The sequence below is a fragment of the Pectobacterium sp. HCp5_1 genome (assembly GCF_032905925.1).
Taxonomy (GTDB): Bacteria; Pseudomonadota; Gammaproteobacteria; order Enterobacterales; family Enterobacteriaceae; genus Pectobacterium; species Pectobacterium brasiliense_A.
This window is the reverse complement of sequence record NZ_JAUMIO010000004.1, coordinates 28,170-43,712: the sequence shown is the minus strand read 5'-3', so window position 1 is coordinate 43,712 and position 15,543 is coordinate 28,170. Positions and strand designations below refer to the sequence as shown.

12 protein-coding genes are annotated in these 15,543 nt (G+C 55.5%); 4 read left to right on the top strand and 8 right to left on the bottom strand.

The genetic code is table 11. The features are described 5' to 3' along the window. Positions 1 to 33: 33 nt before the first annotated feature. Together btuC and Q3A88_RS04305 are read right to left on the bottom strand one after the other, a co-directional pair. On the bottom strand, positions 34 to 1,071 hold the full coding sequence (gene btuC, locus Q3A88_RS04310) for a vitamin B12 ABC transporter permease BtuC (protein ID WP_180787034.1): 1,038 nt from the start codon (positions 1,069 to 1,071) through the stop codon (positions 34 to 36). Between the two features lie 135 nt (positions 1,072 to 1,206). After that, a complete protein-coding gene (locus Q3A88_RS04305; protein ID WP_317177473.1) occupies positions 1,207 to 1,971 on the bottom strand; it encodes a class I SAM-dependent methyltransferase in 765 nt (254 codons plus the stop codon). Positions 1,972 to 2,081: 110 nt separating this feature from the next. Here Q3A88_RS04305 and Q3A88_RS04300 point away from each other — a divergent pair, with 110 nt between their 5' ends. After that, positions 2,082 to 2,798 (top strand): Crp/Fnr family transcriptional regulator, encoded by a 717-nt coding sequence (locus Q3A88_RS04300; protein ID WP_317177472.1) that lies wholly within the window; start codon positions 2,082 to 2,084, stop codon positions 2,796 to 2,798. A 482-nt stretch (positions 2,799 to 3,280) separates the two neighbouring features. Here Q3A88_RS04300 and cobB read toward each other — a convergent pair whose 3' ends face one another. The 5 genes from cobB to lolC form a co-directional block, all read right to left on the bottom strand. Next, on the bottom strand, positions 3,281 to 4,111 hold the full coding sequence (gene cobB / locus Q3A88_RS04295) for a Sir2 family NAD+-dependent deacetylase (protein ID WP_317177471.1): 831 nt from the start codon (positions 4,109 to 4,111) through the stop codon (positions 3,281 to 3,283). Between the two features lie 11 nt (positions 4,112 to 4,122). Continuing rightward, positions 4,123 to 5,037, bottom strand: a complete 915-nt coding sequence (gene nagK, locus Q3A88_RS04290) for an N-acetylglucosamine kinase (RefSeq protein ID WP_317177470.1) — start codon at positions 5,035 to 5,037, stop codon at positions 4,123 to 4,125. A gap of 84 nt (positions 5,038 to 5,121) precedes the next feature. Next, positions 5,122 to 6,369, bottom strand: coding sequence for a lipoprotein-releasing ABC transporter permease subunit LolE (lolE, locus tag Q3A88_RS04285; protein ID WP_317177469.1), 1,248 nt, complete (start codon positions 6,367 to 6,369; stop codon positions 5,122 to 5,124). Then, entirely contained in the window at positions 6,366 to 7,073 is a 708-nt protein-coding gene (gene lolD / locus Q3A88_RS04280) for a lipoprotein-releasing ABC transporter ATP-binding protein LolD (RefSeq protein WP_014915821.1), read from the bottom strand. Before lolD ends, lolE begins: the two co-directional genes overlap by 4 nt. Continuing rightward, positions 7,066 to 8,268: a lipoprotein-releasing ABC transporter permease subunit LolC gene (gene lolC / locus Q3A88_RS04275; RefSeq protein WP_039498998.1), complete on the bottom strand. Its 1,203-nt coding sequence runs from the start codon at positions 8,266 to 8,268 to the stop codon at positions 7,066 to 7,068. The genes lolD and lolC overlap by 8 nt, the downstream gene beginning before the upstream one ends. A gap of 142 nt (positions 8,269 to 8,410) precedes the next feature. Here lolC and mfd point away from each other — a divergent pair, with 142 nt between their 5' ends. Both mfd and yegD read left to right on the top strand, forming a co-directional pair. Beyond that, positions 8,411 to 11,863, top strand: a complete 3,453-nt coding sequence (gene mfd / locus Q3A88_RS04270) for a transcription-repair coupling factor (protein WP_317177468.1) — start codon at positions 8,411 to 8,413, stop codon at positions 11,861 to 11,863. A gap of 313 nt (positions 11,864 to 12,176) precedes the next feature. Further along, the gene (gene yegD / locus Q3A88_RS04265) at positions 12,177 to 13,529 is read left to right on the top strand and encodes a molecular chaperone (protein WP_233990708.1); all 1,353 of its coding nucleotides are present in this window, start codon (positions 12,177 to 12,179) and stop codon (positions 13,527 to 13,529) included. A gap of 51 nt (positions 13,530 to 13,580) precedes the next feature. Here yegD and Q3A88_RS04260 read toward each other — a convergent pair whose 3' ends face one another. Next, a complete protein-coding gene (locus Q3A88_RS04260) occupies positions 13,581 to 14,171 on the bottom strand; it encodes a TetR/AcrR family transcriptional regulator (RefSeq protein ID WP_317177467.1) in 591 nt (196 codons plus the stop codon). Positions 14,172 to 14,306: 135 nt separating this feature from the next. Between Q3A88_RS04260 and Q3A88_RS04255 the strand changes: the two genes are divergently transcribed. Further along, a complete protein-coding gene (locus tag Q3A88_RS04255; protein WP_317177466.1) occupies positions 14,307 to 15,515 on the top strand; it encodes an MFS transporter in 1,209 nt (402 codons plus the stop codon). The last annotated feature ends 28 nt before the right edge of the window (positions 15,516 to 15,543 follow it).

Sequence of the window (15,543 nt, the reverse complement as noted above, 5' to 3'; positions counted from 1 at the left end):
GATAAACAAAAGTGGATAGAACAAGACATATCGCTACAGTCGATTACGTAACAGTAGCCAGATAAACCATGGCGATCCCAGCGTAGCGGTAACCACGCCTATCGGCAACTCGGCTGAACTCAGCGCAACACGCGCAACGGTATCCGCCAGCAGCAGAACACCGCCACCAGCTAGCGCACATCCCGTCAATAAATAGCGCTGATCGGTCAGCCCGCACAGCCGCAACATGTGTGGGATCACCAAACCAATAAACGCGATGATGCCGGCCAGCGCTACGCTCAACCCGACCTGTACGCCCATCACCAGCACAAGAATCGTGCGCCAGCGATAGACCGGAATGCCCAACTGACGCGCCTGAATCTCACCGAGCGTCAACCCGTTCAGTACCGCGCCCTGGCGACTCAGCCACAGCAGCAGCGGCAAGAGCGTCAGCATCAGCCAGCCGTGTCGCCAGTCAATGCCGCTGAAACCGCCCATCATCCAGTACATCAGTTGGCGTAAGTCGAGGCTGGTACTGAAATAGACGGCCCAGGTCATCACCGCGCTACAGATAATCCCGAGCGCAATGCCGATGAGTAATAAGCGGGTGTTGGAAATATGACGACGGGCAAAATGGAGTAACAGAAAGGTAATCAGCAGCGCGCCAGCAATGGCACTCAGGCTTAACATCCAGACAGGCAGCAATCCCTGTCCCAGCAGTACTGCCAGCACTAAGGCCACGCCTGCGCCGTTGGCGACGCCCAGCAGCCCCGGTTCTGCCAGCGGATTATCAAAGACGGCCTGCATCACGGTGCCCGACATCGCCAGACTCGCCCCCACCAGCATCACGGCCAGCGTTCTGGGCAAACGCAACTGCCAGACAAAGAGCTGCTGAGCGTCATCCAACCAGGCCGTCGGCCAAATCCAGCGCTCCCCCGCGCACAGGCTGACCACCAGCGTAAGCACGAGAAACGCCAACAGCAGTATCAGACTCCGGCGATCGCGTCTGCACTGCTGTTGTTTTAGCTGGCTGTAATGGGGTAACTGCGTCGCATGCTTTAGCGGGATATCACCCGGCGATAATGGCTGCATTGTTCACCGTAACAAGGAATCCAGCGCGATAAAAAAGCGCAGTTAAGATAACGTATTGTCACGTATGTTAAACGATTTCGCCTGCCTTACACGCTTTTTCCTTGTTACCGCGACGCAATCAAAATGAATGCGCCATTACTTGGTACTGCATACCGCAATATAGTTAAGCTGGTTTCGATTACGGCGGAAGGTATGAAACATGTTGAAGAACATGCTGCGATTTTCTTTTTTCAGCGCATTTTTTACGATGCGTGCCGCTCCCGCTACGCCTTCATCATAAATCAGCCCTTGTGGCGTCAGCAGCGTCATTGCGCCGTTATCGTAGCTGACCTTGCTAAAACCACATTCCTGAAACAGCGTCACCCAGCGCTCACGCAGCATCGGCTGAGCATGCACATTGATCGTTTTGTGCATCTGTTCCACCGCCTGCAAGGCCCCGGTATCCTTCTCGGAAAGCAGCATGATGTCATGGGTAATCAGGCGGCCACCCGGTTTCAGCACGCGATAATATTCGGCAATAATGCGGCTCTTGGCCTTGTCGGCATACATCGTCAGCATGGCCTCATTAATCACCACGTCGAAGTGATTATCGGGAAACGGCAGCTCCAGCGCATTCGCCTGCATAATCGTGACCTGCGATGCCAGGCCGTTCGCTGCAACATTCTCCTGCGCCTTCTGTAGCGCCACTTTATCCATATCCGCGCCAATGACCTGACAGCCAAAACGACGCGCAATCTCCATCGCCGTAGTCCCCATATTGCAGGCAACTTCCAATACGACGCTGTCCTGCCGGAACCCAGCCTGACTGAGCAGCCATTCAGTTGCCTTTCTGCCGCCGGGGCGCAGACGTTTTTTCCCCAATCGGGCTAAAAATTTATGTCCTGCTTCATGATCGCTCATACTCTGTTCCCTCCGATTCAGCTCGCCGTGATTTTGCTTGCTGAATTCATGCAAGTGATTATTATTTTCATTTACTGGCTCGATGGTAATACCAGCCTCTGGGAGGGCAAATGACATTTGTCAAAAAAGCGCTATCGCCCGATGAATACGGTGACGTGCTGTTTCAGCATGACTGGATGCGCGGTGAACCCAGCGACGTGGTGTGTGAACTATTGGCAAAAAGCGAGCGTCTGTTTTTCCGGCAGGATGACGTTCTGTTTCGCGAAGGCGACAAAATGCAGCACTGTTTGCTGGTTGAAACGGGAAAATTGCAGGCTTTTCGCCATACCTATGGCGGAGATGAAAAGATTTTCGGGCAATTTGAACGCGGTGAATTTGTCGCCATCGCCGCGGTATTTATGGATCATGGCCGCTTCCCGATGAATATCCGCGCGCAGAGCGATGGCCACACGCTGATGATCCCACGGCAGGATATTCATCAGTTTTGTTTGCAGCGCCCAGAACTGGCACTGCGTTTGCTGAATTATCTGGGCAAGAAACTCTACTCGACGATCAACCAAATCGACTGGCTGACGTCCAGTTCCGCACCGCAGCGTCTGGCAGATTACCTGCTGCGCCAGCACCACATTCAGCAAACTCAGCAGCTGACATTACCGGTGAGCCGAGGCCAGCTCGCGACGTCATTAGGGATGCGCGGTGAAACATTGAGTCGATTGATGTCCGACTGGAAACGGCAAGGCCACATTACCTATCGGGGTCATCAAGTGGAATTGTGCGATCTGAATTATCTGAAAGTACTCGCGGCCGAAGCCCGACGGACATTCTGATCGTTCTAAGCCTTTGTCGATTCAGGCATGACGGGTGGATAGAACAATTTTGGATATACTTTTTGACAATTGTCATTCCCCCATCATCACATTATCAACTACGCTTAGCTTACATTGATGAGAATCACTCTCATTAACATAATTATCTCATGCCTATCGTGATGAGATACCGTGAGGGTAACGCTATGCTGGGCTTTTTCCGACGAACCTTATCTTTTCATGGAACACGGTCTCTTCATGGAACCCTGTCACACCATGACAGCCAACAGCCGCCACATCCGCAGGCGGACTCGCCGACAGAAACCGCTGCGCATGCTCGCTGTAGCGAGAGTGAATATTGTTTCTTTAATCACGCCGCGATGTTGCCGTTCGATCAGCTTGACGAATGTTGCTGCGGCAACGACCGGAAAGAGAAAACGCCGTCCTCATACGATTCATGACGTTTTCTCTTTTTGCGGACGCTTAAAACTTTTTGCGTGCGTTTAAAACTTAATGCTTTGACCGCGCGTCAGCCAGGCAGCGACAAACTCTGGCACTACGGTGCTGGCGGGGCCGTAAATTTTCTCATCAAATTGGCTTTCTACCTGGCTGGGCTCCAGATTCAGCTCCAGCGTGTAGGCACCGTGCGAATGGGCCTCATGAACAAAACCAGCAGCGGGATAGACATGCCCCGACGTGCCAATCGCAATAAAGTAATCGGCCTGCGACAGCGCATGGTAAATCTTGTCCATGTGCAACGGCATTTCACCAAACCACACCACATGTGGGCGTAACGGCGCGGGAAATTGACAGCAGTGGCAGCGTTCGCCAGTGGCAAGATCGTCTTTCCATTCAACGATCTGTCCACTTTGGCTACAGCGTGCTTTCAGTAACTCACCGTGCATATGAATGACGCGCTTGCTACCGGCACGTTCATGCAGGTTATCGATATTTTGCGTAATCAGCAGGAAGTTATCTTCCAGCATCGCTTCCAGATTCGCTAATGCCAGATGCGCGGCATTCGGTACAATTTCCGACTGCTGTAGCTGACGGCGACGGGCGTTATAAAATTCCTGTACCAGCTCAGGATTACGCTGAAAGCCTTCGGGCGTCGCGACATCCTCGACGCGGTGCTCTTCCCACAGGCCATCGGCTGCACGAAAGGTACGAATGCCCGATTCCGCTGAAATACCTGCGCCCGTCAGCACTACCACGCGCGGTTTTTTCACTTCGCTTGCTGCCAGATAATCACGATGGAAAATACGCGCACGAAGACGCTGCTGCCGCATACGCTTTCCCTTATGAAACCGCCCTAATCGTTGACGCGTATACATACCTTCTCCAGCTAGTTATCCATTAAGTGTAGCAACGCCGCACCACGTACACCGCCCGCATCGCCATGACGCGCTTTCTCTATACGTGGCAGTTTCGCAATCGGTAAAAGTCGTGGAGGAAGGCGCGTCGGCAGAATTTGATAAATTTCATCAAAATTCGACAGGCCGCCGCCCAACACCAGCAGGTGTGGATCGAACAGGGTCAGCAGATTGCCCAGACAGGCCGCCAGCAAATCCATAAAACGATCGACAAACTCCAGCGCTTTTTCTTCTCCGCCGCGATAGTGCCGGATGATGGTCACAGCAGGCAGCGCTTCACCATACAGATGCTCGTACAGCCATTCAAAACCGCGACCAGAAATATAGTTCTCAATGCAGCCTAATTGACCGCAGCCGCACTTCACGCGTGGAATATCCACGCCGATGATATCCAGCGCGTCGGACGGCAGGCGAAGATGGCCGAACTCACCTGCGATGCCGTTACGCCCGTCGACCGGACGTCCGTTAATCACCAGACCGCCGCCCAGCCCCGTGCCTAAAATCATACCCAGCACGACAGGATAGGAACGAAAATCCGCGTCCCAGGCTTCCGACAGCACAAAGCAGTTAGCATCGTTACTGATGCGAATCTCTCGCTGCAAACGCTGCGACAAATCCGTACGCAGCGGTTTTCCCATCGTCGCGGGCAGGTTAGCGGCGAATAGCGCACCGTCGTTACCTGTCTCCATGCCCGGTACGCCGAGACCGACTTTCCCCTGCATGCCAACCTGCGCATCGGCTTCATGCACCAGATCGACCAGCGTCGTGAGCAGGTCATCATAATTACTGTGCGGCGTCGGCACCCGCTTTTGCCACACCTTGTTCAACTCTGCGTCGAACACGCCCAGCTCAATTTTCGTGCCGCCCATGTCAAAACCGTAGTACATGACTGCTCCTTAGGGTGTGATCGCTTTCCCACACGATAGGGACTATCCCCGTCATCTCTCAAGCCGCATGTGCGTTGGCTTGGCTTACTGTCCGCTCAACACGCGGGCAGGATCAATCCGGCTGGCGCGTCGCGCCGGATACCAGCTGGCAATCAGGCTCAGCACCAGTGATGTTCCTAGTACGATCAAGACATCCGTTACATGCAGTTCAGATGGCAGGAAATCGATGAAATAGATATCGCCGGACAGCAGTTTATGGCCGATGAGGGATTCAATGCCGTGAATAATCGGCGTCAATTGCAAGGTCGCGATCACGCCAATCACAACGCCTATCACGCTACCCAGCAGCCCAGCCAATAGCCCGTACCAAATAAAGATAGCCCGAATCAGCCCGTCTGGGGCTCCCAGCGTACGCAAGACCGCGATGTCACTACTTTTGTCTTTCACCGCCATCACCAGCGTTGAAACAATATTAAAACAGGCCACGCCAATCACCAGGATCATCGCCAGATACATGATGGTTCTCACCATCTGGATGTCTCGGTACATATAACCATAGGTGCCAATCCAACTGCGAATAGTGACATAAGCCTTCGTGACTTCGCCCGCATCGCGCACCAGTTTATTGGCGGAGAACACATCGTTAGCCTTGATGGCGATCCCCGTAACGCTCTGCCCCATGTCCAGATATTGCTGGGCATCCGCCAGCGGAATCAGCGCTAAGCCGTGATCGAGCTGACCGCTTAGCTGTAAAATACCGCTGACGTGCAGCCGGATGCGTTTCGGCTGCATCAGCTTCATTTCCGGGTCGCTGTTCGGGATCATCACCGTGACCCAGTCGCCTTCCACCACATTCAGCGCCTTTGCCACGCCCTGACCAATGATGACCTGCTGTTCGCCCGCGCGGAACCGCTGCCAGGCATCATTCAGTACATATTTTGGCAGTGCACTGAGGCGTGTTTCCTGCTGTGGATCGACGCCTTTTACCTGAATCGCCTGAAGTTTGGCACCGTTTTCCAGCAAACCAGTGAAATTGATGTAAGGTGCCGCGGCAGCAACACCAGGCACCTGTTCGATTTTCGGAAGAATGTCCTGCCAGCCGTCGAAAGGCTGATTAACCGGGGCGATCTCGCCGTGCGGAACCACGGCCAAAATGCGGTTGTTCAGCTCGCGCTCAAAGCCATTCATCGCGCTCAGGCCGAGAATCAACACCGCTACGCCGAGGGCAATCCCGAGCGTCGAAATGACCGAAATCAGCGAAACCATGCCGCCACGCCGACGGCCGCGGCTAAAGCGCAGGCCAATCAGCAACGAGAGCGGAGGAAATCTCATTGCCGCGCTCCCATCAGGGTCAGTTCCTTCTGCAACTGACCGTCACGCATTTCCAGTTGACGGTTCAGTCGGCTAGCCAGTTGCAGGTCATGTGTCACCACCAGAAAGGCGGTACCCTGCCGGACGTTCAGCTCTCCCAGCAGTTCAAAAATGGTGTCTGTCGTACGCTGATCGAGGTTACCGGTTGGCTCATCCGCCAGCACCAGCGACGGACTGTTAACCAGCGCTCTGGCAATGGCGACACGCTGCCGTTCACCACCGGACAGCTCCGATGAACGGTGGTGGCTGCGTGCTTCCAGCCCAACAGCCGCCAGCATCTCACGAGCTTTATCCTGAGCCTGTGACGTCGGTACTTTGCCAATCAGCAACGGCATTGCGACGTTTTCCAACGCGGTAAAATCCGGCAGCAGATGATGGAACTGATAAATAAAGCCCAGCTCGCGATTGCGTAAATCCGATTTTGCCGCCGCTGAGAGCGTATTCAGCGGCTGACCTTTAAAGATAACCTCACCTGACGTCGGCGTATCCAATCCGCCCAGCACATGCAGCAATGTACTTTTGCCCGAACCAGAACTCCCAACGATGGCCATCATCTCGCCGCTGTTCATTTCAAATGAGACATCGCGTAACACGTCGGTAGACAGCTTGCCGTCCTGATAGCGCTTCGACAGGTTAGTACACTGCAATAACGGTAAATCACTCATAACGTAAAGCCTCAGCGGGTTGAACGGCGGCAGCGCGCCATGACGGGTAAAGTGTTGATAAGAGGGCAATGACCATCGCAGAAATGGCGATTGTCACGACCTGCATGGGATCAATATCTACAGGCAACGCGGCACCATCCAGCAATACGCCCAGTATCGGCATCAGCGTATTCAGTTGGCTGGCCAATAGCGTCCCCAGCACTGCCCCTAACAGCGCGCCAATAACGCCAGCGCTCCCCCCTTGCACCATAAACACCGCCATAATCTGGCGTTGAGTCAGCCCCTGCGTTTGCAGAATGGCGACTTCTCCCTGTTTTTCCATCACCAGTAAACCCAGCGAGGTAATAATATTGAACGCGGCCACCGCGACGATCAGGCTGAGCAACAGCCCCATCATATTTTTTTCCATGCGCACGGCCTGAAACAGCTCGCCTTTACGCTCACGCCAGTCTTTCCAGACCGTGCCTTCCGGCAGCGTTTGCGTACTCAGCGTATCGACCGACAGCGGCTTTTCCAGCCACAAACGCCAGCCGGTAATGTGGTTCGCCGGATAGCGCATCAGCCGTGAAGCATCCTGCTGGTTAACTAACAACTGGTAGCTATCGACTTCGCTGTTCGCGGCAAAGGTGCCGGCAACGGTAAAGATACGCTGGCTGGGGATACGCCCCATCGGCGTCAGTTGGCTGGCACTCGTGACCATCATACGAATTTGATCGCCGGCTTTAACGCCCAGCTGTGCGGCCAGTGTCTCGCCCAAAATGGCCTGATACTGACCGGATTGCAGTTGCTGCTGTTTGACGTTAACCAAATAGCGTGACAGCGGCTCCTGTTCGTCAGGATCAATACCTAACATCACGCCCACGGCGACGCTGCGGGCGCTTTGCAGCACCACATCGCCCGTCGTCAGCGGCGCAACGCGCGTTACGCCTTCCAGCGAGTTTAAGGAGGAAGCGGGAATCAACGCCGGGTTCAGCGAACCTTGCGGCGTAGAGATGATAGCCTGGGGCATCACGCCCAAAATATTGCCTTCCAGTTCGCGCTCGAAGCCATTCATCACGGAAAGCACGGTGACCAGCGCCATCACGCCCAGCGTGATGCCAATGGCGGATAACCAGGAGACAAACCGGCCGAAGCGGTCTGATGCACGCCCGCGCATGTAACGCAGGCCAATAAATAAAGCGACAGGTTGATACATGAAATCCGTCTGGATAAGGTTGCCAAAGCAAAGTGATCAAGGATAATAAAGGGTAGTACTGCTTTATGGAACCCTAACACCCTCACTCTACGGCTTTTTCTTATTCCTGGCCGGATGCAGGGAGGCGAGACCCGATAATCAGATGATGCCTGAAAATTACCGTTATTCGCTGCCGCCCAAAGCGGGTGAGCAGCGCCTGCTGGGCCAGTTAACCGGTGCTGCCTGCGCCGTTGAATGTGCAGAAATCATTGAACGCCACGCCGGGCTGGTGGTGCTTATCGCGCCGGATATGCAAAACGCTCTGCGATTGCGTGATGAGATTCAGCAATTTACCGACCAGCACGTCACCACCCTGCCTGACTGGGAAACGCTGCCCTACGATAGTTTTTCTCCGCATCAGGAAATCATTTCGACCCGCCTTTCCACGCTCTATCAATTGCCCAATATGACGCGCGGCGTCCTGATTCTGCCGGTCAACACGCTGATGCAGCGCGTTTGTCCGCACAGTTTCCTGCACGGCCATGCGCTGGTGTTGAAAAAAGGCCAGCGTCTATCGCGTGATAAGCTCCGTTCGCAGTTGGAGCAGGCGGGCTACCGCAGCGTCGATCAGGTCATGGAACATGGTGAATATGCCACGCGCGGCGCGCTGCTGGATCTGTTCCCGATGGGGAGCGAAGAGCCCTACCGTATCGATTTCTTTGACGACGAGATCGATAGCCTGCGTCTGTTTGATGTGGATACACAGCGCACGCTGAACGAAGTGCCGCACATTAATCTGCTGCCCGCCCACGAGTTCCCGACTGACAAAACCGCCATCGAACTTTTCCGCAGCCAGTGGCGCGAGCAGTTTGAGGTGCGACGCGATGCCGAGCACATTTATCAGCAGGTCAGCAAAGGCGTCTGGCCCACCGGGATCGAATACTGGCAGCCGTTATTCTTCAACGAACCGCTGCCGTCGCTGTTCAGCTATTTCCCGAACAACACGCTGATCGTCAACACCGGTAATATCGAACAGAGCGCCGAGCGCTTCTGGCAGGATATTCAGCAACGCTTTGAAAGCCGCCGTGTCGATCCGATGCGTCCACTGCTGCCATCAGATTCACTCTGGCTGCGTGTAGACGGTCTGTTCACGGAGCTGAAAGCGTGGCCGCGCGTGCAGTTGAGAACCGATACGCTGCCGGAAAAAGCCGCCAACGTGAATCTGGCCTATCTGCCGCTGCCGGAGTTGGCGATTCAGCATCAGCAGAAATCCCCGCTGGATGCGCTGCGCCGTTTTATCGAACAGTTTGAAGGCCAGATCATTTTCTCCGTCGAGAGCGAAGGCCGTCGTGAAACGCTGCAAGAGCTGCTGGCGCGTATCAAACTGAACCCGACGCTCATCAGCACGCTGGAGCAGGCTCAGGATCGTGGCACTTATCTGATCATCGGTGCCAGCGAACACGGTTTTATCGACACGCTGCGTCAGCGCGCGTTGATCTGCGAAAGCGATTTACTGGGTGAGCGCGTCAGTCGCCGCCGTCAGGATAATCGCCGCACGATCAATACCGATACGCTGATCCGCAATCTGGCAGAACTGCGGCCAGGACAGCCCGTCGTTCATCTCGAACACGGCGTTGGCCGCTATGCCGGGCTGACTACGCTAGAAGCCGGTGGCATCAAGGCCGAATACCTGATTTTAACCTATGCAGGCGAAGACAAGCTGTACGTTCCCGTTTCCTCGCTGCATTTGATCAGCCGCTATGCGGGCGGTGCCGATGAGAATGCGCCGCTGCATAAACTGGGTGGTGATGCCTGGTCACGCGCGCGACAAAAAGCGGCAGAAAGGGTGCGCGATGTCGCCGCCGAGCTGCTGGATATTTATGCCCAGCGCGCGGCGAAAAGCGGTTTTGCGTTTAAGCATGATAAAACGCAGTACCAGCTTTTCTGCGAAAGTTTCCCCTTCGAAACGACGCCCGATCAGGCGCAGGCCATCAACGCCGTGCTGAGCGACATGTGCCGACCGCTGGCGATGGATCGTCTGGTGTGTGGCGATGTCGGCTTTGGGAAAACCGAAGTGGCGATGCGCGCCGCGTTTCTGGCAGTTGAAAACCATAAGCAGGTTGCCGTTCTGGTGCCAACAACGCTGTTGGCACAGCAGCATTTTGACAACTTCCGCGATCGCTTTGCTAACTGGCCGGTGAAGATCGAAATGATCTCCCGCTTCCGCAGCGCCCGTGAGCAAACTCAGGTGCTGGAGGAAACGCAGGAAGGCAAAGTCGATATTCTGATCGGTACCCATAAGCTGTTACAGAGCGACGTACGCTGGCGCGACTTAGGGTTGCTGATTGTGGACGAAGAACACCGTTTCGGCGTGCGCCATAAAGAGCGCATCAAAGCGATGCGGGCGGATGTCGATATCCTGACGCTGACCGCTACGCCGATTCCACGTACGCTCAACATGGCGATGAGCGGGATGCGCGATCTGTCGATCATCGCTACCCCACCTGCTCGCCGTCTGGCGGTAAAAACGTTCGTGCGTGAATATGACAATCTGGTGGTGCGCGAAGCGATTCTGCGTGAAATTCTGCGCGGCGGACAGGTGTATTACCTCTATAACGACGTCGAAAATATCGAGAAAGCCACCCAGCGGCTGGCAGAGCTGGTGCCGGAAGCGCGCATCGCGATCGGCCACGGCCAGATGCGCGAACGCGAACTGGAACGGGTCATGAACGACTTCCATCACCAGCGTTTTAACGTGCTGGTGTGTACCACGATCATCGAAACGGGGATCGATATTCCAAGCGCCAATACCATTATCATTGAGCGTGCCGATCATTTCGGGCTGGCACAGCTGCACCAGTTACGGGGTCGCGTGGGGCGTTCCCACCATCAGGCTTACGCTTACCTGCTGACGCCGAATCCTAAAGCGATGAGCACCGATGCGCAGAAGCGTCTGGAAGCCATCGCCTCATTGGAAGACCTCGGTGCTGGTTTTGCGTTGGCAACGCACGATTTGGAAATCCGTGGCGCAGGCGAACTGCTCGGGGACGATCAGAGTGGACAGATGACCAGCGTCGGTTTCTCGCTGTATATGGAACTGTTGGAAAGCGCCGTCGATGCCTTGAAAGCAGGTCGGGAGCCATCGCTGGAAGATCTGATCAACAGCCAGACTGACGTCGAACTGCGTTTGCCTGCCCTGCTGCCCGATGATTTCATCCCTGACGTCAATACGCGCCTGTCGCTATACAAACGTATTGCCAGCGCGAAAACCACTGCCGAGCTGGATGAGCTGAAGGTCGAACTGATCGATCGCTTCGGTCTCCTTCCTGATGCAAGCCGCTATCTGTTGCAGATTGCTGCTCTGCGTCAGCAGGCACAGGCGCTGGGTATTCGCCGTATAGAAGGGAATGAAAAAGGGGGATTTATCGAATTCAGCGAGCAAAACCGCGTCGATCCGTCCCACCTTATCGGCCTGTTACAGCGCGATCCGGGCACCTACCGTCTTGATGGCCCAACCCGCCTGAAATTCATGAAGGATTTGAGCGACCGTCCGCAACGCATCGAGTTTATCGGCTCACTGCTGGGGAACATGGCGCAACATACGCTGGCGGCGTAACTCGTTTTCACCACAGTAAACGGGAACCTTCGGGTTCCCGTGAGGTTGCTAACAAAATCCGTAGAGCGGGAGTAACGGATAGATCGTAAAGACGCTGCAAGTACGTCCATGTAGCCATCCATGACGCAAACGCTTTACTCTTCTATTCCGTTACTCCCGTTTTCATTCGGTAAATAGGTTTGTCAACAGTCTGACAGGAATCTGCGGGTTCCAACCTCGTCAGCAAACATGCCTCTTTCACTTCATCCGCCTTTACAAGCACTGCCGTAACGCAGTAAAGTCGCCACCTTTTTTTATGGCATGGGGCACGACGATGTTTATCGGTTTTGACTACGGTACAGCCAACTGTTCAGTCGCGGTTATGGATGAAGGTACGCCACGGCTCCTGTCGCTGGAAAATGGCTCGCCTTATCTTTCTTCCCTGCTGTGCGCGCCCGTGCGCGAAGCGGTTAGCGAGTGGTTATGGCGACACCATCAGGTCAATGCCGAGGGTGAGAATGCACTGCTGCTAAAGCGCGCCATCAGCTACAACCGCGAGGAAGATATTCGCGTGCAGGCGGATAGCGTGAAATTCGGACGTGATGCGTTGCGCCACTATATGGATGACCCGGAAGAGACGTGGTTCGTTAAATCACCAAAGTCCTTCCTCGGTGCCGTCGGGCTGAAAGCGCAGCAAATTGCGATGTTTGAAGATCTGGTCTGCTCCATGATGCTGCATATCCGCACGCAGGCGGAAAGTCAGCTTGACCAGTCTATTCGTCAGGCCGTCATCGGCCGCCCGATTAACTTTCAAAGCATCGGCGGCGAAGAAGCCAACCAGCAGGCGCAAGGCATTTTAGACCGTGCGGCACATCGTGCCGGGTTTGAAGATGTCGTCTTCCAGTTTGAACCTGTCGCCGCCGGGCTGGATTTCGAATCCACGCTGACGAAAGAAACGCGCGTGCTGGTCGTGGATATCGGCGGCGGCACCACCGACTGCTCCATGCTACTGATGGGCCCAGAGTGGCATAAGCAGCAAGAACGTTCGCAAAGCCTGTTAGGGCACAGCGGCTGTCGCGTTGGCGGTAATGATCTGGACATCATGCTCGCATTCAAACAACTGATGCCGCTGCTTGGTATGAATAGCGAGACAGAAAAAGGCATCGCCCTGCCGATCATGACCTGGTGGAATGCGGTCGCGATTAACGATATTCCGGCGCAAAAAGAGTTTTATAGCACCGCCAGCCGCGCGTTAATCAACGAAATGATCCGCGATGCCCGTCAGCCCGAGCTGGTGAAAAGACTGCTGACCGTCTGGCAACAGCGCCTGAGCTACCGTCTGATTCAACTGGCGGAAGAGAGCAAAATTGCGCTGTCCAATCAATCGGAAACGGCAGCTGATTTGCACTTTATCGAATCGGGTCTGGCAACGCGCATTCATGCTGATGAACTCAATGTCGCCATCGATAATCCGCTCATGCGTATTCAGCAGCAGGTGACGCTGGCGCTAGAAACCAGTCAAACCCGGCCGGAAGTGATCTACCTGACTGGCGGTAGCGCACGTTCTCCCCTGCTACGTCAGGCTATTCAGCAGTTGCTTCCTGACATTCCTATCGCCAGCGGCAACGATTTTGGTTCTGTTACCGCCGGACTGGCGCGCTGGGCAGAGATTATTTTCCGCCGTTAAGCCAAAGACGGGACGCCAACCACATGTCTCGTCAGGCTGTTCTTTTGATCGCTACAGTGGCTTGACTAACAACCCACGCAACAGCAATTCCAGCGCGGCAACGCCTTGTGCTAGCCGCGCATTTCCATCCTCTCCGTCCGCAATCCAGAACGCCGCTTCGGCCAAACTGCCGTAGATTAGCGATGCCAGCGCCTGTGGATCGGCGTCAGCGACCACGCCCTGTCGGATCAGATTGTCGATCAGCCGCTGCATCGACTCAACGCAATGGCGTTGTGAATCCGGCGATGCGCCCCCCAAAACCGCCCGCGCATCACGCAGCACGATGCGCTGAATCTCCGGCTCCAGCGCCATTTCCAGATAGGCGCGGCAGCGGCGACGAAAACCGTCCCAGGCATCCTCGGCGGTGTCGGAGATGACTCGCAGTCTTTCATCCATCTCGGCGTCGATTTGTTCCACCACCGCCGCCAACAGCCCTTTTTTGTCACCGAAATGGTGATAAAGCGCCCCACGAGTCAGGCTCGCCTGTGCGGTGAGATCGTCCATTGAGGTGTCGGCATAGCCGCGCTCGCTAAAGACCTTACGAGCAGTCGCCAGCAGCGTAGCGCGGGTTTCTTCCATTTCAGCACGGGTACGACGAACCATCGGCACATCCTTACATACACATCGTATGATTATTTACATTCACTCCGTATGAATATATGTTTTTATTCATACGCTATGTATGTATTGTCGCTGTGCCGCCACGTGGTGGCAAGTGGATTCACTTTGGAGAATGAGATGGTTAACCCTTATCGAGAACTTTTCGCCGCGCCCGGCACCAGAGGCTTCGCGCTGGCTGGCGTGTTGGCGCGGATCCCGCTGCCCATGACGGGCATTGGCATTATCACTATGCTGTCGCAACTGCGCGGCAGCTATGCACTGGCGGGGGCTGTCTCCGCCACTTTTGTGTTGACCTACGCACTGCTGTCACCGCAGACCTCCCGTCTGGTCGATCGCCACGGGCAAGGCCGCGTACTGCCGATAGCAACCACTGTCAGCACGATCGGCATGCTGCTTCTGCTCGCCAGCACCTGGTGGCAAGCCCCTGACTGGAGCTTATTCATCGGTGCCTTGCTAGCCGGTTTCATGCCCAGCATGTCCGCGATGGTTAGAGCACGCTGGACGGCAATCTATCGCGGCCAGCCTCGTTTGCAGACCGCCTACTCACTGGAAACCGTGCTCGATGAAGTCACGTTTATCGCCGGGCCACCACTGGCTGTCGGGCTGTCGGTCGCGGTGTTTCCTCAGGCTGGCCCACTAGCCGCGGCGCTCTTGCTGATTATTGGCGTGTTTGCGCTGGTGACACAACGCGGCACCGAACCACCAGTAGAAATGCGGGATGTCCGCACGGATCGTTCAGGGTCGGTGATCAAACAAGCAAACGTGCGTTTGCTGGCGCTGCTGATGGTCGCGATGGGCGTTATCGTCGGCACCGTGGATATCGTCAGCGTCGCCTTCGCTGAACAACGTGGTCAGCCGGCCGCGGCCAGTCTGGTGTTGTCGGCTTATGCAGTCGGTTCATGCCTGGCCGGGCTGGTGTTCGGCGCTCTCAAACTGCGAACCGCATTGCACCTGTTGTTATTGCTGGGCGGTTTAGCAACGGCAGCAACCACGTTGCCTCTGCTGCTGGTTGGCAGCATTCCGGCGCTGGCTACGGCCGTGCTGATCGCCGGGCTGTTCTTCGCCCCCACCATGATCGTGGCGATGTCGCTAGTGGAACGTCTGGTTCCTGAGCATCGCCTGACCGAGGGCATGACCTGGCTGCTGGCGGGGCTGAATGTCGGCGTGGCGCTGGGCGCAGCGGTATCAGGCTACGTTGTTGATGGCAGCGGTGCCCGAGCCGGATTTGCCGTTGCGCTATGCGCTGGCGTATTAGTGCTGCTGGTTGCGCTGTGGGGATACCAACGCCTACGGAGGACGCCTTCTCCTCTTCCCCATACCGTTTGACGGTTACACATCGCCTGCTTTCCCCTGT